This window comes from Paraburkholderia sp. GV068, from assembly GCF_003058125.1.
Classification (GTDB): Bacteria; Pseudomonadota; Gammaproteobacteria; order Burkholderiales; family Burkholderiaceae; genus Paraburkholderia; species Paraburkholderia graminis.
The window spans coordinates 432,189-451,653 of the sequence record NZ_QBUB01000001.1 but is presented as its reverse complement, the minus strand read 5'-3'; the positions used below and the strand labels follow the sequence as shown (position 1 = coordinate 451,653).

Sequence of the window (19,465 nt, the reverse complement as noted above, 5' to 3'; positions counted from 1 at the left end):
TCCTTCTTGTTGGTATCCGCGTGAATTCTCGTGCGCTGGCGTTGCCTCAAGCGCCGCTAAACATGCAAGCGGCGCTAATCGACAATTTTTTTCGTCACCACGAAGCCGAGCACGAGGAACACCACGCACAGAATCACAAATACGACGAACAGGAACTTCGCAATTGCCGCCGCGCCCGCCGCGATGCCGGTAAAGCCAAGAAGGCCGGCGATCAAGGCAATGACGGCGAAGACCAACGCCCACTTCAGCATGATGGCTTCCTCCTGGAACGATGAATGGATCAGGGTTCATGCTATCCATCGGCGGCGGCGGGCGCATTCCGACGCACTCCGGTTTTCGTGTGAGAATCCGCTTACATTGGATTACGGCAGCGTTACGACGAGCCGATTCGCGCACGCGAGCGCTCGCGCGTTGGCGGCGGCGAACGCTACACTGATGGCTGTCCACGGAGCCGAATGTGTCGAACGTGCAGAACGTGCCTGATTTGCCGAACGCAGTCCCGCATGACGCGAAGCAGCAAGCGCAAAGCGAGGCTGGAAGTCGTGCGCAAACCGATGCGCAATCCGATGCCCAAACTAATCCGCAAGCCGAAGCGCAACCGCGCCGCGCCGCCGCGCGTCTGAGCGACTGGATGCGCAGCCGAAGCTGGGCGATCGCGATGACGGTCGCAATCGTGATTACCGTCGGCGGGCTCGTCATTCTGGAGACCGCGCGCGAGCGCATCGCCGCCGAGTACGAGACCGCGCTCGAAGCCCGCGACGTCACCGTGCAACTGAGCGCACTGGCGAGCCAGCTATCGCGTTTGAGCGCGCAGCAAAGCGATTATCTTCTGACGAAGCGCGACGACGCCGCACATGCGTTTTGCGCGACGGCCGCACGCATTCGCGCCAGCGAAGAGCCGCTCGAGCGCTTTTACCGCAGTCCCAAAGCGGACAGCGCCGAGCTCGCGAGCTTCACGCAGATTCGTGCGCTGATCGACGCACGCATCGGCGCGGGCGCGGCGGCGTTGCAGCGCGCCGCACCGCATCCGCTGGAACTCGCCGCATGCGGCAGCACAAGCAGCGAGCAGACGGTGGACCCGGCGTTCGTCGACAGCACGCTTAGCCTGCTGCGCGATAACGAAGAACGCCGCGCGCAGCATGCGCTCGCCGCGAGCCGCGCCGATCAGCGCATCTCGACGTTGTGCGCGGCGGGACTCTCGGCGCTCAACATCGTGTTGTTCATTCTGCTGTTCCGCAATCTCGGCATTCAGATCGACAGACAAGCGCGCGTGCAGCGCCAATTGATCACGCAGCAAGGCGAACTCGATCAGCTCGTCAACGAACGGACCCGTCAACTCGAGGCGCTCGGCTGGCATTTGCAGGCTGTCAGCGAAAACGAAAAGACGCAGCTTGCGCGCGAGCTGCACGACGAGTTGGGCGCGATTCTGACCGCGAGCAAGATGGACGTCGCGTGGGCGAACCGCAAGCTGAAGGACAGCGCTCCCGAGATCACCGGCAAGCTGCAGCGCGCGCTCGCCAATCTGGACCAGGGCATCGCGCTCAAGCGCCGCATCATCGAGGACATGCGGCCCACGGTGCTCGCGAACTTCGGTCTCGTCACGGCGCTGCGCACGCTCGCCGACGAAGCCGCACAGCGCAACAACTGGACACTGAACCTGCAGCTTCCCGCAGACGATATCAAGCTAGACGAGCAAACCGAAATCGCGCTCTTTCGCGTCGCGCAGGAATCGCTGACGAACGCGGCGAAATACGCGCGCGCGTCGCAGGTGTCGATCGGTCTGCATATCGGCGAGGGGCAAGTGACGCTCGACATTGCGGACAACGGCGTGGGCATCATGCCTGCGGATTTGAAGCGCACGCACACGCATGGACTGCTCGGCATGCGTCAGCGCGTCGCCGCGCATGGCGGACGATTCGACATCCGGCGCGGCGTGCCGAACGGCACCGACATTCATGTCGTGATGCCGAGCGCGAGCACAGCCGCGCAGCCGGCCAGCGACGCGGACGCAAACTTAAGCGCGCGGCAGAGCGACTGAACACATCGTTGTAGGAGTGCGCCGACGCGAACACCAGAGCGCACCTACAACAAAATCGCAGCGCAGCCGACAGCGCCGCATGCGCCCTTTTTTTACCATGCAATCAGACCGGATCGACTGGCGCAAGCCACGGTCGGCAGCTAGCAGAGCCGCTAGCGGGACACGTCAACCGATACCTTCTCGACAAGGAGAACTTCCATGAATCGACTGATCGCTTTGCTCCTCATTGCAGGCACGGCCGCGCTCGCCGGCTGCAATACGATGGCAGGTGCCGGCCAGGACATCTCGAAGGGTGGCGACGCCCTCACCAATCAGGCTGAGAAGGCGAAGTAAATCGCTGTTGCTTGAAGCCCTGCGCATTTGCGGCGCAGGGTGGTTCATCGCAATGCAATGCATCATCGAGCCCGCTGCGGGAAACCGCAGTGGGCTTTTTGTTGTGCGTGCTTGTTGGACGTGAGCTGTGCGTTGCCCGTGTTGCCAAAACAAAGCGGCGGTCCACTTGCGTGGACCGCCGCCCCGTCCTCCCAGGACTTGCCGCTATGCCATGCGCTGCGATGCGCGCAGGTTGGCTAGCGAGCTTATGCGCCCGTCAGCGTGTTCGACAACTCGATACTCGGTGTGCTCGTATTGCCGTTCTGCACGATCAGCAGATGAATCTGCCCCACCGCGAGCTGGCTCAGCACACCGCCGATCGGCACCGACGTAATGAGCCAGTCGGCGTTGTTCGACAGCGTGAACGATTGCGACTGATAGATCGGCGTCTTGCTGCCCACGGCCGTCGCGATCAGCACATACTGGCCGCCCGATACGTAGATCGAATCCTGGCCGCTTGCCGGCACGGCGTTCTTGAACGCGACGCCCGCCAGGGTCGGCGACACGGTGCTGATGTTGGTGTTGCCCGCCTGCACGAGATACAGGTCGAGATTCGGCGCGTTGCCCGATGCGTTGAAGCCGCGCACGCGCGCGCTATTCGACAGAAGGCCCTTGTCGAACGGATCGTCGATCAGGCCGATGTCCGCCGCTGCGGTGCCGGGCAACGCGAGCACCGTATATTCGTGGCCCTTCGAGACGTTCGGGAAATTGCCGCTCGCGAGCGCGGTCTTGGTGCCGGTCGCCGCATAAGCAACATTCGTCGAACCCGTGTTGATGTTCGTGAAGTTCGTCACGCCCTTGTACGAGACATTCGTCTGTCCGGACGGCGCGTTGCCGTTGACGAGAAAGTCCACTGCCGGTCCGCTCGGGATCGCATGCACGAAATGGATTTGCGGGTTCGTCAGACCCAGTTCCTTGCCTACGTCGTCGGAGCCTCCGCCGCATGCACTCAGCACGGATGCAACGGCAATCATGGCCGCCATGGTTCTAATCAGTTTCATTCTGTTCACCTATATCGATGTCGGGCTCGTGGCCCATTCATATGCGGGCGCACGCTCTGGACGCCGCCATCTGAAACCGTGTTCGGCAATGATTCGAACGGTCTCGTTTTGGCTGTCCTCGGCGAAGCACTCCCTCCTATCCCTGCACGCAAGGCCCTGTTTTAAAGGCGCGGCGCGGTCCATGTCGATGGACGCACCCAATGAGCAATGGCTGTGCCGCGATCATCGAATTGGCTTATCGCGGCGCGACAATGTCTTACCGGGCAACATGCGGCGAGCATTAGAAGCTTTCCTCAGATGGTGAGCCCGAGCGCGCGGTGTATCGTTCGTGCGCACCCCATACTTACAACGGCAGCCTGTATGTCTTACCAACGCTTACTCGCGGAACTCGACCTCGGCTTCACCCGCTTGCGCAATCGCGTCGTGATGGGGTCCATGCATACGGGCATGGAAGACCGCTTCTGGAATTATCCGAAGCTCGCCGAGTACTTCCGCGAGCGCGCGAAGGGCGGCGTCGGCCTCATCATCACCGGCGGCATCTCGCCGAATCGCGAAGGATGGCTGCTGCCCTTCGGCGGTACGCTCAACTCGGTATTCGATCTGCGCAATCATCGGCGGCTTACGCAAGCGGTTCACGAAGAAGGCGGCAAGATCGCGCTGCAGATCCTGCACGCAGGACGTTATGGGTATCAGCCGTTCGTTGTGTCCGCATCGGCATTGAAGTCGCCTATTTCGAAGTTCAAGCCGCGCGCGCTCAGCATCGGCGGCATTCAGAAGACCGTGCGCGATTACGCGCGCTGCGCGCGGCTCGCCCAGCGCGCAGGCTATGACGGCATCGAGATCATGGGCAGCGAAGGCTATCTGCTCAACCAGTTCCTCTGCCCGCGCACCAACCGGCGCACGGACCGTTACGGCGGCAGCATCGAAAACCGCATGCGCCTCGCGTGCGAGATTGTCGAGCGCGTGCGCGAGACGTGCGGCGAGCGCTTCATCGTGGTGTATCGGCTTTCGCTGATCGACCTCGTCGAAGGCGGCAATACATGGGATGAAACCGTGCAGGTCGCACGCGCGCTCGAAGCGGCCGGCGTGACGATATTCAACACAGGAATCGGCTGGCATGAGGCGCGTGTGCCGACCATCGTCACCTCGGTACCGCGTGCCGCGTTTGCCGCGTTGAGCGCGCGGCTGAAGGCCGCCGTGACAGTCCCGGTGATCGTCTCGAACCGCATTAACACGCCCGACGTCGCCGAAGCCTTGCTCGCCGACGGCGCGGGCGATCTGGTGTCGATGGCAAGACCGCTGCTCGCCGATCCCGAGTTCGTGCTGAAAACCGCCGAGGGACGCACGCACGAAATCAACACCTGTATCGCGTGCAATCAGGCCTGTCTCGATCATACGTTCAGGAATCAGCGCGCGACCTGCCTCGTCAATCCGCGCGCCGGTCGCGAAACCGAACTCGTGTACCGGCCGCTCGCGGGTTCGCAGAAAGTGCGCTCCGTTGCGGTGGTCGGCGCCGGGCCGGCGGGATTGTCGGCGGCGACGGTGGCGGCGTCGCGCGGGCATCGCGTGACGCTGTTCGATGCGGCCGCAACCATCGGCGGTCAGTTCAATCTCGCGATGCGCGTGCCGGGCAAGGAAGAGTTCAGCGAGACGATCCGTTATTTCCAGAGCCAGCTCGAGCGGCATCGCGTCGACGTGCGGCTCGGCACGCGCGTCGACGCCGCGCTGCTCGCGGCCGGCGCTTACGACGACATCGTGATCGCGACCGGCATCGTGCCGCGGCGGCCGGCGATCGCGGGCATCGACGCGCCCAATGTTCTGTCGTATGTCGACGTGCTGCGCGGTGCGCCGGTGGGCGGCCGCGTCGCCGTGATCGGCGCGGGCGGCATCGGCTTCGACGTCAGCGAGTTTTTGCTGCATCGCGCGGACGAACCGCTGCCGCTGCCGCGCGACGCGTGGCTCGACGAATGGGGCGTCGATCTGTCTGTCAGCGAACCCGGCGGCCTGAAGCCGCCCGCGCCCGCGCGTCCGCCGCGGCAGATCTGGTTACTGCAGCGCAAGGCGGGCAAGCTCGGTGCGGGGCTCGGCAAGACCTCGGGCTGGGTGCATCGCGCGACGCTCGCGAGAAACGGCGTGAAGATGCTGGACGGCGTGTCGTATCTGGAAGCGGGCGCGCGCGGTTTGAAGATCGCGCGCGGCGGCGTCGAGCAATGGCTGGAGGTCGACCATATCGTCGTATGTGCAGGGCAGGAATCGCTGCGCGATTTGCATCCAACGGAGTCCGCGCGTGGAAAATCGGCGGATGCGGGCGGTCCGCGTTTTCATGTGATCGGCGGAGCGGCGCTCGCGACCGAACTCGATGCGAAGCGCGCGATTCGCGAAGGCGCTGAACTGGCCGCGCGGCTTTAAAGCGCCAACGTGGCCCGCGCTTTTCCATAAGCGCCGTGCTCCCGTTCGTGCGCAGTCTCGCGCATCACGCGAGCGCTTTCTTTCGATAATCGAGCCAGAAAGACAACCCCACGCTGACGAGAATCACGACGGTCGCGATGACCGTCGAATGCGTAACGGGCTCGCCGAGAAGCAACGCGCCGAGCGCGACCGCCACCACCGGATTCACATACATGCAACTGCTCGCGATGATCGGGCTCGTGTGCCGTATCAGGAAACCGTAGGCGACGTAAGCCGCCATCGTGCCGATCAGCATCAGGTAGATGAACGCCAGCACCGGCAGAAAATGGACTTCGAGCATGCGTTCGCCGGAGACCCACGCGACCATCGTCGACATCGCGCCGCCCAGGCCGATTTGCAGCGACGTCGATAGAAACAGGTCGGACGGCAGTTTGAGACGGCCGGCGAGATGCGCGCCGCCCGCCCAGAAGAGCGCGCCGCACAGAATCGCGAGACTGCCGCCCGCCGAGCCGGGCGTGTCGTCGCCGTGACTCAGGATCGCGATGCCGACGAGCCCGAGCCCCACCGCGAACCACTCGCCTCTGCCGATCTTGCGCCCCGCCACCGCCGCGATCACCGTCGCGAAGAGCGGCACGGTCGCGACCATCACCGCCGCCGTGCCGGTGCCGACCGTGCGCATGCCATACGCGAGCATGCCGCTCGACAGGCCGACGAGCATCGTGCCGACGAGCCCGGCGTTGCGGATTTCGGCGGCGCTCGGCCACACCGGATTGCGGCGCGCCGCAAACGCGAATAGCCCGACGCCCGCGAACAGATTGCGCAGGCCGGACATCAGCAAAGGCGGGAACGAGCCGAGCGCGACGTGCACCGCGAGATAAGTCGAGCCCCATACGAGATAGACGACGCCGAGCGCGAGCGCGATCTGTCCGTTGCGCGATTGCGGCAAACGGATCGGAAAACCACGAGAAAACCAGCCTGGAAGTTCCTGCGACATGTCGTCAACGCGCCGGCGCCGTTCGAGCTTCCCGCTGTGGGGACGGCGGACACCGCATCGGCGATGCGGTCAAACGGGCGAGGCTGGCGGACATGGTGGTGGAGCGAAAGACGATGGTTGGCTAACAGAGAGAGCCATACGGGAACCGCGGTGCCGGTCCGGTAGTTTCGGCCGATTCGCGGCTCGCGCGCCAAATGCACGGCGCGCATCTCATTATGCAGTAAGCGCCCACCGCGCCAGGCGAAAGAATCGTAACTTTTGGTGCACACGCAACAAAAAGCCGGGGCAGACGGCACCCCGGCTCGCAGTCTAAGAATCGCGCCGCGTATAGCGGCTATGCAGCGGGCATCGGCCCAGACACGCGCGTCGGCGCGTCAGCCCGCTGCCTGCGCTCAGTTGCTCATCGCGCCCGACGCCTCGTGCTTCATGCCCATCGCGTCGCCCTTTTTCATCTTGTCGTGCTTCATCGTGTCCTTTTTCATGTGGTCTTTCGACATCGAATCCTTGGACATCGTGTCATGCGACATCGCATCGTTGGACATGGCGCCGCTCGCCTGGGCGAACGCGGCGCCGCCGCTCATCAAAAGGGCGACGGCTGCTGCTGCGATTGCAATCTTTTTCATGGGATAACTCCGTTTGTAGTTGATGAATCGAACCGGCTGTATCCGGCGTATTTCCGAAGCTTCTGCCGCCCGAGGTCGCGCACGCGCGCGGCGCATGCGGCGACCCGCGCGCGTCAGGAGCCTCCGAACCAGTTGTAGCCCTGATCGACCCAATAGCCGCCAGGATACGTGTTGGTGACGAACATCTCGACGATGTGCTTCGGATTCTTGTAGCCGAGCTTGGTCGGCATGCGCAGCTTCATCGGGAAGCCGTATTTCGCGGGCAGGCGCTCGCCGTCGTAGGAAAACGTGAGCAGCGTCTGCGGATGCAGTGCGGTCGGCATGTCGATGCTTTCGTAGTAATCGTCCGCGCATTTGAAGCCGACGTACTTCGCGCTCGTATCCGCGCCGATGCGCCGCAGAAACTCGCCGAACGGCGTGCCGCCCCAGCGGCCGATCGCGCTCCACCCTTCCACGCAGATGTGCCGCGTGATCTGCTCGGCGTGCGGCAGCGCATACAACTCGGGCAAGGTCCACACGCGCTGACCCGTGACGAGTCCGCCGATCTTCAGCGTGTAGCCGGAGGCGTCGACCTGTGGCACTTCGTCGATGCCGTAGTACGCATTGAATGGAAACGGCCGCGTGATTTGCGCTTCGGTATACGTCGGCGCCAACTGCTTCGGATCGAACAGCGCGGCTTGCGCGCGATCGTTCAGGCGCGACACGGCCGTTAGAAACTTGTTGACGGAGTCGTCGTCGGTGAGCGAGCAGCCTGTGAGCAGCGACAATCCGCCGAGCGACAACAACTGCTTGCCGAACAGACGCCGCGACGGAATCGACAGCTCGCGTCTCGCATCAATGAGGATCGACTCGCGGTCCAGTTTGCCGGCGGCTTTTGCCGGCAGTTTGTCAGATGGCTTATCCATGATTCGGTATCCGTAACATTTCGAACGTTGGGCTCAGCGGCCGCGCAACATCGCGAGGAGCGAACGCGGCACGAGCGCGACCATCGCGAGATGCACGACGATGAACGCGGCCATCAGCGCCATCGCGCAGAAATGGACGATGCGTGCGTTGTCATAGCCGCCCATCAGTTCGCGCAGCAGCGGAAACTGCACCGACTTCCAGATCGCGAGGCCCGACAGCACCAGCACGATCAGATCGACAACCACGAACAGGTAGGCCAATCTCTGCACCGCGTTGTAGACCCGCAAGTCGGCGTGCGAGAGCTTGCCCGTCAACGCGGCGATGAAATCGCGCCACACCGCGCGCGGCGAGATCGGGAAAAACTTGCGCACGAAGCGGCCGCTCGCGAGATTCATCGCGAGATAAATCAGACCGTTGAAGACCAGCAGCCACATCGCGGCGAAGTGCCATTGCAGCGCGCCGCCAAGCCAGCCGCCGAGCGTGATTTCCGTCGGAAAACGAAACCAGGCGAAGACCGGCGACGCGTCGTAAATGCGCCAGCCGGACAGCATCATCACGATCGCGGCGAGTGCGTTGAGCCAATGCGTGACGCGCACCCACAGCGGATGGATTGCGCCGCTCGCGGGCGTGGCAGGCGGCGCGTTGCCGCGAACGACGTGAGGCGTGGCCATGAGACTCTCCTGTGATTTGCGGCGTGCGTCGTGCGTTCAATGGCAGAGCGGTAGATCGGCCACTTGCAGCACGTCGCCCGTTGCAGCGTTTTCGACGAAGGCGACGACGCCGAATTTATCGACTGACGGATTGGCGTTTGCGCTCGCATCCGCACCGTCGAGCCGTATATCGCGGCGAATCTGCAGCTTGCCGCCGACGAGCGGCACCGGCCCGATCCACTGCCGCACCACTCTCTCGTGATGCAAGGTTGCGCCGCGGTTTTCTCCTGCGCCGACCTGCGAGCTCAGCGCGTTTTCATAGACGGCGACATAGGCGTCGAGCCGTGCTGCGCTATCCGCAGTCCGGCTGTCGAAGCGGGCCGCGAGATCGAACGCGCCGCCTGGCTGCGGCTTCATGTCGAGCGCGATGTTCGCCTGCGCCGGCTCGGCGATCAGCTTGTCGACGCGGCTTTGGAAACTGTCCTGCTGCGACCACGTCCGCAACTCGCGTCCGCCGACGAACACTTCAGGCGTATAGATCGTGTGGCCGCCGGCAAGATCGGTAAGCGTCTGCTGACGCTCGGTGAAACGGTGCTGCGAGAAACGGTCCGTCCAACCGAGACCGTTCCAGTAGTCGACGTGCAACGCCAGCGGCACGACGCTTCGCGTGGCGCCGCTGTTCTTCCATTGACCGAGCCATGCGTCCGCGGGCGGGCAGCTATTGCAGCCTTCGCTGCTGTAAAGCTCGACGAGCGCCACGCGATGGGCGGGACTGCGCGCGCTGCACATCGCACTCGCCGCGCTCACGAGGCCGCTCGCGCACAACAACGCGAGCGCGGCAACGAGTGCGACGGCCCGCTTGAACGGCCGATGCGCCCGGCGTTTGATGACTGTTTGCATGACGTGCTCCGATCAGGATCTGCACGTTTGTCGAAGCGCGTCGCCGGTTATGACACCGCGCCGCAAATTTTTTTCGCCCGTTTGTTTTGTGTTGTTTGCGGGCGGCGTCCACGCGTGCTGGGGCGATGTCGCCAACTTTCTACACTGCGACTTACAACAACGAAATGTCCGCCAAGGTCGCTGAAAGACGCCGTGCTAACATGCTTGTGTCGATCGCGCCGCTTTGCTGTGGTCTTCTCATGACTCTGTTTTCAAGCGGCGCGCCACCCACTTCATTCGATAACCGCCGGCCACTCATGCGCTTTCCGACTTCCCGTGCCTTCACCCGCTTGCGCCCTCGTGGCGCAACCGGCTGCGCGCGCGTGGAACTCGCGCCGCAAAGGGCCGGCGAACCGTCGCGAACGCTTCTGCCGGCAACGGTTCCGCTTCTCGCCGCCCGGCACCCCGACTGACGCAGCCTGCTCCTTGCCTGAAGCTGCGTCGTCCCTCAAGGGACTGTCGGAGCGCCGGGCCGATCCCATCCGCATGACCTATTCTCGTACAGAGATTGCAGATCGAATTGGAGTAGCCGCCGTGAAGACGACCAGAAGGACCAAGCAGTGTTACCTCACCGAACTCGACGTCGCGCGTCTTGAGAAGCACGCCGCCGCGCCCGGCGCGAACGCCCGTTTTCAGGAGATGCTCGACGACGTACTGGAGCGCGCCGTGATCGTGGACTCCCGCGAAATTCCGGCCAACGTGGTCACGATGAACTCGCAGGCCACGCTCGTCGACGAAAGCAGCGGCGAGCAGATGACGTGGACGGTCGTCTATCCGCCCGACGCCGACTTCGCTCATGGCCGCCTGAATGTTTTTTCGCCGGTGGGCCTCGCGCTGCTCGGCGCGAAGCGCGGCGAGCACATTCACTTCATGCCGCCGAGCGGCGCCGAAAAAGTCCTGAAGCTCGAGAAAATCCTGTATCAGCCGGAAGCTGCGGACGACTTCACGCGTTAAGCAACGCGTGCCGGTGCTGCGGCGCGTCATAGCGTGCTGCATTCCGCGTTCTGCGTTCTGCATGCCGCGTCACTACAAGCATAGTGCGTAAATCGCGCATGCAAGAGCGCAGCGATTCTCCGCCCGCAGCCGCCGAAGCAAACCACCGCGTGCTGCCCCGCATTAGCACTCACGCATCGCGCGCGGGTTGCCAAGCAGCGCCCGCCCGGTGTATCGTGTGCGCTGCTAACGCGGGGGTCCTGCGTTGCACGGAAGTCGGAGGTCCGTGCCACGTGGGTGAGAAATACCCTTTGAACCTGATCTGGATAATGCCAGCGCAGGGAAGCGTACGGATTTCGCAGCCAGTCTCTAGCCTCACCTCTCGCGAATTCCGACTACTTCCATCTCGTCTCCTGCTTAGCGGCCCCACATTGAATGGGACCGGAGCAAGGCGTCATTGCGCTTAACTCCGGCCGACACACGGAGAACATGCATGAACGCCAATCCGAAGTTCCTTTCCGCCGACGCACACGTCGATGAAGCTGCCGTCGCGCCGCTGCCCAACTCACGCAAGGTCTACGTGACGGGCTCGCGCCCCGACATCCGCGTGCCGATGCGCGAGATCAGCCAGGCGGATACGCCCGACAGCTTCGGCGGCGAAAAGAATCCGCCGGTCTATGTCTACGATACGTCGGGCCCCTACTCCGATCCCGACGCGAAGATCGACATTCGCGCCGGCTTGCCCGCACTGCGTCAGCGCTGGATCGAGGAACGCGGCGACACGGAAGCGTTGACGGGTCTGTCGAGCGACTTCAGCCGCGAACGCGCGGCCGACACGGCCACCGCCGATCTGCGCTTCCAGGGCCTGCATCGCACGCCGCGCCGCGCGATCCCCGGCAAGAACGTTTCGCAGATGCACTACGCGCGTAAAGGCATCATCACGCCGGAGATGGAATACATCGCGATCCGCGAAAACCAGCGCCGCGCCGAGTATCTGGAGAGCCTGAAGACGAGCGGCCCGAACGGCGAAAAGCTCGCCGCGATGATGGGCCGCCAGCATCCGGGCCAGGCGTTCGGTGCAAGCGCGTTCGGTCCGAATGGCGTCACCGAAATCACGCCTGAATTCGTGCGCGAGGAAGTGGCGCGCGGCCGCGCGATCATCCCGAACAACATCAATCACCCGGAAAGCGAGCCGATGATCATCGGCCGCAACTTCCTCGTGAAGGTGAACGCGAACATCGGCAACTCGGCGGTGACGTCTTCGATCGGCGAGGAAGTCGACAAGATGACGTGGGCGATCCGCTGGGGCGGCGACACGGTGATGGATCTGTCCACGGGCAAACACATCCACGAAACGCGCGAGTGGATCATCCGCAATTCGCCGGTGCCGATCGGCACGGTGCCGATCTATCAGGCGCTCGAAAAGGTCAACGGCAAGGCCGAAGACCTGACGTGGGAAATCTTCCGCGACACGCTGATCGAGCAGGCTGAACAGGGCGTCGATTACTTCACGATTCACGCGGGCGTGCGTCTGCAATACGTGCCGCTGACGGCGAAGCGCATGACCGGCATCGTGTCGCGCGGCGGCTCGATCATGGCGAAGTGGTGCCTCGCGCATCACAAGGAAAGCTTCCTGTACGAGCATTTCGAAGACATTTGCGAAATCATGAAGGCGTATGACGTGGCCTTCTCGCTCGGCGACGGCCTGCGTCCCGGTTCCATTTACGACGCGAACGACGAAGCGCAGCTCGGCGAACTGAAGACGCTCGGCGAACTCACGCAGATCGCGTGGAAGCACGACGTGCAGACGATGATCGAAGGCCCCGGCCACGTGCCGATGCAGTTGATCAAGGAGAACATGGACCTGCAACTGGAATGGTGCGACGAAGCGCCGTTCTACACGCTCGGGCCGCTCACCACCGACATCGCGCCGGGTTACGACCACATTACGTCGGGCATCGGCGCGGCGATGATCGGCTGGTTCGGCACGGCCATGCTCTGCTACGTCACGCCGAAGGAACACCTCGGCTTGCCGAACAAGGACGACGTGAAGACCGGCATCATCACGTACAAGCTCGCCGCGCATGCCGCCGATCTGGCGAAGGGTCATCCGGGCGCGCAGGTGCGTGACAATGCGCTCTCGAAGGCGCGCTTCGAATTCCGTTGGGAAGACCAGTTCAACCTCGGCCTCGATCCGGACAAGGCGCGCGAATTCCACGACGAAACGCTGCCGAAAGATTCCGCGAAGGTCGCGCATTTCTGCTCGATGTGCGGCCCGCACTTCTGCTCGATGAAGATCACGCAGGACGTGCGCGAGTTCGCCGCGCAGCAAGGCGTCACCGACGACGAAGCGCTGAAGAAAGGCATGGAAGTGAAGTCGATAGAGTTCATGAAGAAAGGCGCTGAAATTTACCAGCGGCAGTGATGCGTTCGCGCATCGCGTGGGGCGCATGCCGTCGCCCACTCGATGCGCGCGCAACCTTTCGCCACGCAAAAGCCCGCGCTTGCGGGCTTTTTTTGGTGCTTAGGTCAGGCACACGCGATGCTGCAAACAGGGAAACATTTGATTACGAAACCGTCAGTCTGCTGACAACCGCATACATCTGGAAACCGGTTCCGGCGATAAGATCAAAGCGAACGAACAATAACGACAGGCGGTTTCGAATTACAACAGGGAGTCAACATCATGAGATCGATTCGTAAGATAGGTTCGCTTGCGATGATCGTCGCGGTTGTCGCAAGCCTTTCCGCGTGCGAGGGTATGACGACGCGGCAACGGGACACCGCGATCGGTGCGGGCGTCGGCGGCGCGGCGGGTGCCGTGATCGGCGGCAGCGCGCTGTCCACGCTGGGCGGCGCGGCGGTCGGCGGCGTGATCGGCAACCAGGTCGGCAAGTAATCGCCTCGTATGACCGGACAAAGCGGACCGGGCGCCATGCCCCGTCCGCTTTGCTCACAATCTATGCGGATGTGCCGCATCGAAACGGCGCTGGACGAGAGCCGCAACACGCGGCTGCAATGAGGCGAAATACGCCGTTACGGTTTTGCAAACCTCCTCGCGCGCCGTCGGCGTAAGCTCGTGCGATAACGTACCGACGACGGCGTCGGCCGCGTTGTTTGCAAACTGGAGCGCGCCATGAAGTCCCGCGTCATCGACACTTTTCATACTATTCGCATGCAGTTCGCGACGGTTGCGCCTCGCCGGCGCATCGGCCGCGGCCGGCTCGCGTTGAGCGGCGCTGCAAGCGCGTTGCTGCTGTCGGGCTGCTATTACCCGTACGGCTACTACCCTGGCTATTACGCGGGTTATCCGTCGTATTACGCGACCGTGCCAGCGAGCGCTGCCCAGCGCGAAGTGCCGCTCGGCACGACCGGCGACTCGCAGGGCGCGCAGTCCATGCAGCAGCAGTCGGCGCAGGCGCAATATGGCCAGCAGCCGCAGCCCGGCGCGGCCGCTTCGCCGCCCGCGTATGTGGTCGCGCAGCCGCCGGTGTACGTTGCGCCGGCTTATCCCGCCTACTATCCGCCGCCGGTCTATCCGGCCTGGTACGGCTACGGCTATCCGGGCTGGTATGGGCCGGCCGTGTCGATCGGCTTCGGCTGGTCGTGGGGCGGCGGCGGGCACGGTCATCATCACTGAGCTTTCGCTCCTCCCGTAGTTTCCCTTCTTGACGCGCGAGCCTCGGGCTCTATGCTTGGTTAAGCCTCACACAGTAAGCGTTTAAAAGCGAGCCGCCTGGCGCTTTCGTGCCCGGCGGCGCTCATCCGTCCTGCACCAGCGACGCGTCCCGTCATTGGCAATCTCGCGTCGATCTCGAACAACAACGAAGGAGACGTGATGTTTCATCAACTACTCACCCCCATCGGCGATTCACTGCTTGCGTCGTTTCTCGTCGCGGCGTTGCCGATCATTGTCGTGCTCGTGCTGCTCGGCTGGGCGCGCCGGCCTGCGTGGCAGGCGTCGCTCGCCGGACTCGTCGTCGGCCTGATCGTCGCCATTGCCGGATGGAAGTTTCCAGTGGGGCTCGCGCTCGACTCCGTCGCGGCGGGCGCCGTGTTCGCGTGCTGGCCGGTCATGTGGATCGTGTTCACCGCGATCCTGCTGTACAACATCGCGCAGCGCTCCGGCCGCTTCGCCGCCTTCCGCATGTGGATGATCGACAATCTGCCGAACGACCGGCGCGTCGTGCTCGTCGTGGTGGGTTTTTCGTTCGGCGCGCTGCTCGAGGGCATTTCGGGCTTCGGCACGCCGGTCGCGATCACCAGTTCGCTGCTGATCCTGCTCGGCTTTCCGACGCTCGAGGCGCTCACCTTCACGCTGATCTTCAACACCGCGCCGGTCGCGTTCGGCGCGCTCGGCGTGCCGATCACGGTGCTCGGCGCGGTCACGCATCTGCCGGCCGATTTGCTCGCGAAAATGGTCGGGCGCCAGTTGCCGTTCTTCGCGCTGCTGCTGCCCTTCTATGTGATCGCCGTGTACGCCGGCTTTCGCAACATGCTGCGCATCTGGCCGGTGCTGCTGATCTCCGGCGCGAGCTTCGCGCTGACGCAGTTCGTCTCGTCGAACTACGTGAACTACAGTCTGACGGACGTGTTGTCGTCGATGGTCTCGCTGATCGTCACCATTGCGTTCCTGCGCGTGTGGAAGCCGGCGGTCGACCCGGCGTTCGCGATCGACATCGACCGGGCCGGCGAAGTGCGCAGCAAGATCGGCGGCGGCCAGGGCTGGTATCCGTGGATCATCGTGTCCGTCGTGGTGATCGTCTGGACGGTGGCGAAAATCTTCCTGATCGGCGACGTGAAAATTCCCTGGCCGGGGCTCGACAAGGCCGTGTTCATCACGTTGTACAACACGCCGTACGGCGCGATCTGGGACTTCCAGCCGCTCGCGACCGGCACCGCGATTCTGGTGGCGGCTATCATTACGAGCCTCGTGGTCGGACTCGGCGCGCGCGAATTCGGCGCGGCCATCGCCGATACGTGGGTGCAGACGCGCATCGCGATTCTGACGGTCGCGACCATCGTCGGACTCGCGTATCTGATGAATTACTCGGGTCTCACTTATACGCTCGGACTGGGCGTCGCGTCCGTCGGACCGTTCTTTCCGCTGGTGTCCGCATTCCTCGGCTGGGTTGCGGTGTTTCTGTCAGGCAGCGACACATCGGGCAACGCGCTGTTCGGCAATTTGCAGGTGGTCGCGGCGCATCAGTTGAACCTGAACCCGGTGCTGATGGCGGCGACCAATTCGTCCGGCGGCGTGATGGGCAAAATGATTTCGCCGCAAAACATTTCGACGGGCGTCGCGACCACCGAGTTGAAAGGCAAGGAAGGCGTGGTGTTCGCGAAGACCTTCAAGCACTCGATTCTGCTGACCGTGCTGCTCGGCATTCTGGTCTGGCTGCAGCAGAACGTGCTGCAGGGGATGATTCCGCATTGACGGTTGTTGGGCGGCTCTGGCGGTTGCTCTGCCGTCAGGCATGCAACCGAAAACTTTTCTCGTAGCAGCGAGGCGCCGGTCGCACCGGCGCCTCATCTTCCTCCCTCCCGGTGATCGCAATATTTCTCACATCAGCGTGAGAATTGCTCGCTATGCGCGCCTCGCCGCGACGCTTACGATCACGTGTGTCAGACGTCCTCTCCCGATACTTGCCGTTTCATTCAGACGTGAAACGTTTCGGGTAATCGCGCTGTTACGATGCACGGGCGTCTCGACTCAACCGCGCGCGACGCCACCATAATGAATGCCAAAAACCTCTTCCAGTTGCTGATCCTCGCGGCCTTATGGGGCGCGTCATTCCTGTTTATCCGCGTCGGCGTGACCGACTTCGGCGTTGCTCCGTTGATGGCGCTGCGCGTCGGCATCGGCGCCGCGTTTCTTATCGTCGTGCTGCTCGCGCGGCGTCCGCTGCAACAATCCGCGACGATCCTGCGCACGCGAGCTTTCCCGCTTCTCGTGGTGGGCATTCTGAATTCGGCCGCGCCGTTCTGCCTGTTCGCATATGCGGAGTTGACGCTGTCCGCCGGCGTGACGTCGGTGATCAACGCGACGACGCCGCTGTGGGGCGGGCTCGTCGCATTCGTCTGGCTGCGTGACCGGCTGACCGGACTGCGCACGCTCGGCCTCGCGATCGGTTTCCTCGGCGTGCTGATGCTCGTGTGGGATCAGATCGCCACGCCGAGCGGCTCGGCGGCGACGCCGCTGACCACCGCGCTCGCAGCGGGCGCCGCGCTCGGCGCAACGCTGCTGTACGGCATCGCGGCCAATTACACGAAACGCTACCTGACCGGCGTCGACGCGCTGACCGTCGCGGCCGGCACCATGACCGGCGCGACCATCGTGCTGTTGCCGCTCGCCGTGATCTACTGGCCGAGCGCGCCCGTCTCGCTGCACGCGTGGGGCGCGGTGATCGCGCTCGGCGTGGCGTGCACGGGCGTCGCCTACATGCTGTTCTTCCACCTGATCGCGGTCGCGGGACCGGCGCGGGCAATCACCGTCACGTTTGTGATTCCGATCTTCGGCATTTTGTGGGGCGCGTTGTTTCTCGGCGAAGGCGTGTCGGCCGGCATGCTCGAAGGCTGCGGCGTGATCCTGGTGGGCACGGCGTTGGCGACCGGCGTGATCAAGCGCTTGCCGTGGCTGGGGACGCGGCGCGCCGATACGTGAACGCGTTGTTGGGGCCGGTTGCGTGGGCCGGCGCAAAAAATAGCCCGCACTCCACCGGAGTGCGGGCAAAAACCGTCGCCCTACGAGGATAGGCGACGGGGCCACCGAGGCCCGCGCGTCGAGCGCGCGGCCGTCATCGGGCTCGGCATCGGCTTGACGGCCGATGCTCGATGGAATGAAAGCGCGGTTGAGAAGGGACTTCGCCTGGGTGAGGCCACGGGAATCCGGCCCCATGTACTTCTAAAGCAGCATGTATGCCAGTTGGGATTAAACGCGAGAGGTTGGCGGTAACTCGTTGAATTGGCGCTGCATTTTCGTGGCGTGTGATGGCTTCGGCACGCTGCCGCAACGCCTCTGAGAGTTACGTCACCGGGGTAACGTCAGCGGAGTAACGTGACGTCGAATCGCGGGAGAGTGTTGGGATAGGCCACAGCCATAAAAAAACCCGTCCGGGACAAGAATGTCCCGGACGGGTTTTTTTCATACAGCTTGCCGCCGCTGCCGCGCAGCGGCGCGCTTGCCTCAGCGCAACTGATCGGCCATCAGCGTCAGGATCTGCTTCGCCTGCGGGCTTTCGTCGAGACCGCCCTTGTCGTCGACGACGGCCACGCGGGTCTGGTCCGGCGTCAGCGCGCGCACGTTCACGCGATACTGCTTGGCGACCTTCTCCTTCTTACCGTGGAACACCTGGCTCCAGAAGCCCTGTTCAGCCGACGTCATGTCCTTCGGATCAACATAGCGCACGAAGTACAGGCCGCGCGTCAGATCGCGGTCGTCGACCGTGAAGTTGCTGCGGTCGAGCGCGAGGCCCACGCGCAGCCAGGCGCGATCATACGGTTCGCCAAGCGTCAGTTCGTTCGATGACAACTGCCCCGGCCCGTTCGCCGCATCCGGATCGCGCACGGGCTGCTGCGCCGACAGCATCACGTTCTGCGCCGCCGTGGCCGCAGCCGCCGATTTCGCGCCGTTCGCCGCGGCATTGGGCGCTACCTGCGCGCCAGCCGGCGACAACGCCGCAGTGTCGGCGCCGCCCGACTTCGCGCGCGAATCGGCGAGCGCGAGCGCCGCCATCAGGCGCTTCAGATATTCCTGCTCGAGGCCGGGATCGTTCGCCTTGGGCTGCCACGTGCTCGAATCGTTGTTCGTGCCGGTCAGCGCCTCGCGCATGCCCTTCTGGCTGATGAACACATACGTGCCGCCGTTCGGCGCCGTTTCGAGGCGCGTACGGTACTTGTTGCGCTCGGACGTGACGTAGCTGTTGCCCATCGCCTTCGACAGCGTGCTGCGGATCAGCCCGTCGTTGATTTGCGCGTGCGTTTCGTTCCAGTCGGTCTCCATCACGCCCTTGTCGCGCTGATCGACGACCAGCAGGAAGCCCTGCTCCTGCCAGAAGCGGCGGATTTGCGGCCACGCCTCTGCCGGCGTCTTGCTGTCGATCACGAGCCAGCTTTCCGTGCCATCGCGCTGGATGTGCATGCCGCTCACGGCCGGCACGACGGACACCGTGTTCGCCGCCGGCGCCTGGGCCTGCACCTGACGCAGCGCGGACAACGAGGTTTCGCCGCCTTGCGGAGGCAGCGAACGCTGATCGGCCGTCTCGTCGATCAGGTTCGGCGGGACGGCGAGTGAAGCCTGCTTCGATTTCGAGTCGCTCTTGTAGTCGACTTTGGTCGGCGACGACGTGCCGCAGCCGGCGACCAGCCCGCCTGCCATCAGCATTACTGCAAACCGCTTGGTAAGACGAAGATGAGTCATGTTCGGGGAATCCTTCCGCTACGCCACGGCAAGTTTCCGTGGATCAACCCAACATTTTACCGATCCCGGCGGGCCCTGTGCAAAAACTGGGGTTTGCCCGCTCTGCGCGCTCTGTTGCCGGGCCACATTTAACGTTCCACAACTATTCCTAATGGTCTGTCAGACATCTGCAAGTTTGTCG

General features: G+C 63.6%; 17 protein-coding genes and 1 riboswitch. Of the genes, 9 read left to right on the top strand and 8 right to left on the bottom strand.

Annotated features, from left to right (window positions below; all coding sequences use genetic code 11):
• Nucleotides 1-74: 74 nt before the first annotated feature.
• Nucleotides 75-251, bottom strand: a complete 177-nt coding sequence (locus C8K18_RS02070; protein WP_006052454.1) for a DUF1328 domain-containing protein — start codon at nucleotides 249-251, stop codon at nucleotides 75-77.
• Between the two features lie 206 nt (nucleotides 252-457).
• On the opposite strand from C8K18_RS02070, the gene C8K18_RS02065 reads away from it, so the two are divergent.
• Together C8K18_RS02065 and C8K18_RS02060 are read left to right on the top strand one after the other, a co-directional pair.
• Nucleotides 458-2,038 carry a sensor histidine kinase gene (locus C8K18_RS02065; protein WP_029967569.1) on the top strand — a complete coding sequence of 527 codons (1,581 nt, stop codon included), beginning with the start codon at nucleotides 458-460 and terminating at the stop codon, nucleotides 2,036-2,038.
• Between the two features lie 198 nt (nucleotides 2,039-2,236).
• Nucleotides 2,237-2,371, top strand: a complete 135-nt coding sequence (locus C8K18_RS02060; protein WP_006052452.1) for an entericidin A/B family lipoprotein — start codon at nucleotides 2,237-2,239, stop codon at nucleotides 2,369-2,371.
• Nucleotides 2,372-2,616: 245 nt separating this feature from the next.
• Here C8K18_RS02060 and C8K18_RS02055 read toward each other — a convergent pair whose 3' ends face one another.
• Nucleotides 2,617-3,411, bottom strand: a complete 795-nt coding sequence (locus C8K18_RS02055) for a DUF4397 domain-containing protein (protein ID WP_107706534.1) — start codon at nucleotides 3,409-3,411, stop codon at nucleotides 2,617-2,619.
• A 360-nt stretch (nucleotides 3,412-3,771) separates the two neighbouring features.
• On the opposite strand from C8K18_RS02055, the gene C8K18_RS02050 reads away from it, so the two are divergent.
• Complete coding sequence (locus C8K18_RS02050; protein ID WP_107706533.1) at nucleotides 3,772-5,820, top strand: NADPH-dependent 2,4-dienoyl-CoA reductase; 2,049 nt, start codon at nucleotides 3,772-3,774, stop codon at nucleotides 5,818-5,820.
• A 64-nt stretch (nucleotides 5,821-5,884) separates the two neighbouring features.
• Here C8K18_RS02050 and C8K18_RS02045 read toward each other — a convergent pair whose 3' ends face one another.
• From C8K18_RS02045 to C8K18_RS02025, 5 genes are all read right to left on the bottom strand, one after another.
• Nucleotides 5,885-6,814 carry an EamA family transporter gene (locus tag C8K18_RS02045; protein ID WP_029967574.1) on the bottom strand — a complete coding sequence of 310 codons (930 nt, stop codon included), beginning with the start codon at nucleotides 6,812-6,814 and terminating at the stop codon, nucleotides 5,885-5,887.
• Nucleotides 6,815-7,206: 392 nt separating this feature from the next.
• Nucleotides 7,207-7,437 (bottom strand): pentapeptide MXKDX repeat protein, encoded by a 231-nt coding sequence (locus C8K18_RS02040; RefSeq protein ID WP_006052448.1) that lies wholly within the window; start codon nucleotides 7,435-7,437, stop codon nucleotides 7,207-7,209.
• A gap of 113 nt (nucleotides 7,438-7,550) precedes the next feature.
• Entirely contained in the window at nucleotides 7,551-8,342 is a 792-nt protein-coding gene (locus C8K18_RS02035; RefSeq protein ID WP_107706532.1) for a molybdopterin-dependent oxidoreductase, read from the bottom strand.
• Between the two features lie 33 nt (nucleotides 8,343-8,375).
• Entirely contained in the window at nucleotides 8,376-9,014 is a 639-nt protein-coding gene (locus tag C8K18_RS02030; protein WP_107706531.1) for a cytochrome b/b6 domain-containing protein, read from the bottom strand.
• 36 nt (nucleotides 9,015-9,050) lie between these two features.
• The gene (locus C8K18_RS02025; RefSeq protein WP_107706530.1) at nucleotides 9,051-9,893 is read right to left on the bottom strand and encodes a thioredoxin family protein; all 843 of its coding nucleotides are present in this window, start codon (nucleotides 9,891-9,893) and stop codon (nucleotides 9,051-9,053) included.
• Between the two features lie 573 nt (nucleotides 9,894-10,466).
• On the opposite strand from C8K18_RS02025, the gene C8K18_RS02020 reads away from it, so the two are divergent.
• The 6 genes from C8K18_RS02020 (at nucleotide 10,467) to C8K18_RS01990 (ending at nucleotide 17,529) form a co-directional block, all read left to right on the top strand.
• Complete coding sequence (locus C8K18_RS02020) at nucleotides 10,467-10,886, top strand: GreA/GreB family elongation factor (protein ID WP_006052444.1); 420 nt, start codon at nucleotides 10,467-10,469, stop codon at nucleotides 10,884-10,886.
• Between the two features lie 222 nt (nucleotides 10,887-11,108).
• A riboswitch (TPP riboswitch) is annotated at nucleotides 11,109-11,227 on the top strand.
• Nucleotides 11,228-11,358: 131 nt separating this feature from the next.
• On the top strand, nucleotides 11,359-13,290 hold the full coding sequence (gene thiC, locus C8K18_RS02015; RefSeq protein ID WP_006052443.1) for a phosphomethylpyrimidine synthase ThiC: 1,932 nt from the start codon (nucleotides 11,359-11,361) through the stop codon (nucleotides 13,288-13,290).
• A 261-nt stretch (nucleotides 13,291-13,551) separates the two neighbouring features.
• Nucleotides 13,552-13,764, top strand: a complete 213-nt coding sequence (locus C8K18_RS02010; RefSeq protein ID WP_006052442.1) for a glycine zipper 2TM domain-containing protein — start codon at nucleotides 13,552-13,554, stop codon at nucleotides 13,762-13,764.
• Nucleotides 13,765-14,001: 237 nt separating this feature from the next.
• Nucleotides 14,002-14,505: a hypothetical protein gene (locus C8K18_RS02000; protein ID WP_006052441.1), complete on the top strand. Its 504-nt coding sequence runs from the start codon at nucleotides 14,002-14,004 to the stop codon at nucleotides 14,503-14,505.
• A gap of 198 nt (nucleotides 14,506-14,703) precedes the next feature.
• Nucleotides 14,704-16,302 carry an L-lactate permease gene (locus tag C8K18_RS01995; protein WP_006052440.1) on the top strand — a complete coding sequence of 533 codons (1,599 nt, stop codon included), beginning with the start codon at nucleotides 14,704-14,706 and terminating at the stop codon, nucleotides 16,300-16,302.
• A 300-nt stretch (nucleotides 16,303-16,602) separates the two neighbouring features.
• Nucleotides 16,603-17,529, top strand: a complete 927-nt coding sequence (locus C8K18_RS01990; protein ID WP_035569836.1) for a DMT family transporter — start codon at nucleotides 16,603-16,605, stop codon at nucleotides 17,527-17,529.
• 522 nt (nucleotides 17,530-18,051) lie between these two features.
• On the opposite strand, the gene bamC is transcribed toward C8K18_RS01990, so the two are convergent.
• The gene (gene bamC, locus C8K18_RS01985; RefSeq protein WP_029967579.1) at nucleotides 18,052-19,284 is read right to left on the bottom strand and encodes an outer membrane protein assembly factor BamC; all 1,233 of its coding nucleotides are present in this window, start codon (nucleotides 19,282-19,284) and stop codon (nucleotides 18,052-18,054) included.
• Between the last annotated feature and the right edge of the window lie 181 nt (nucleotides 19,285-19,465).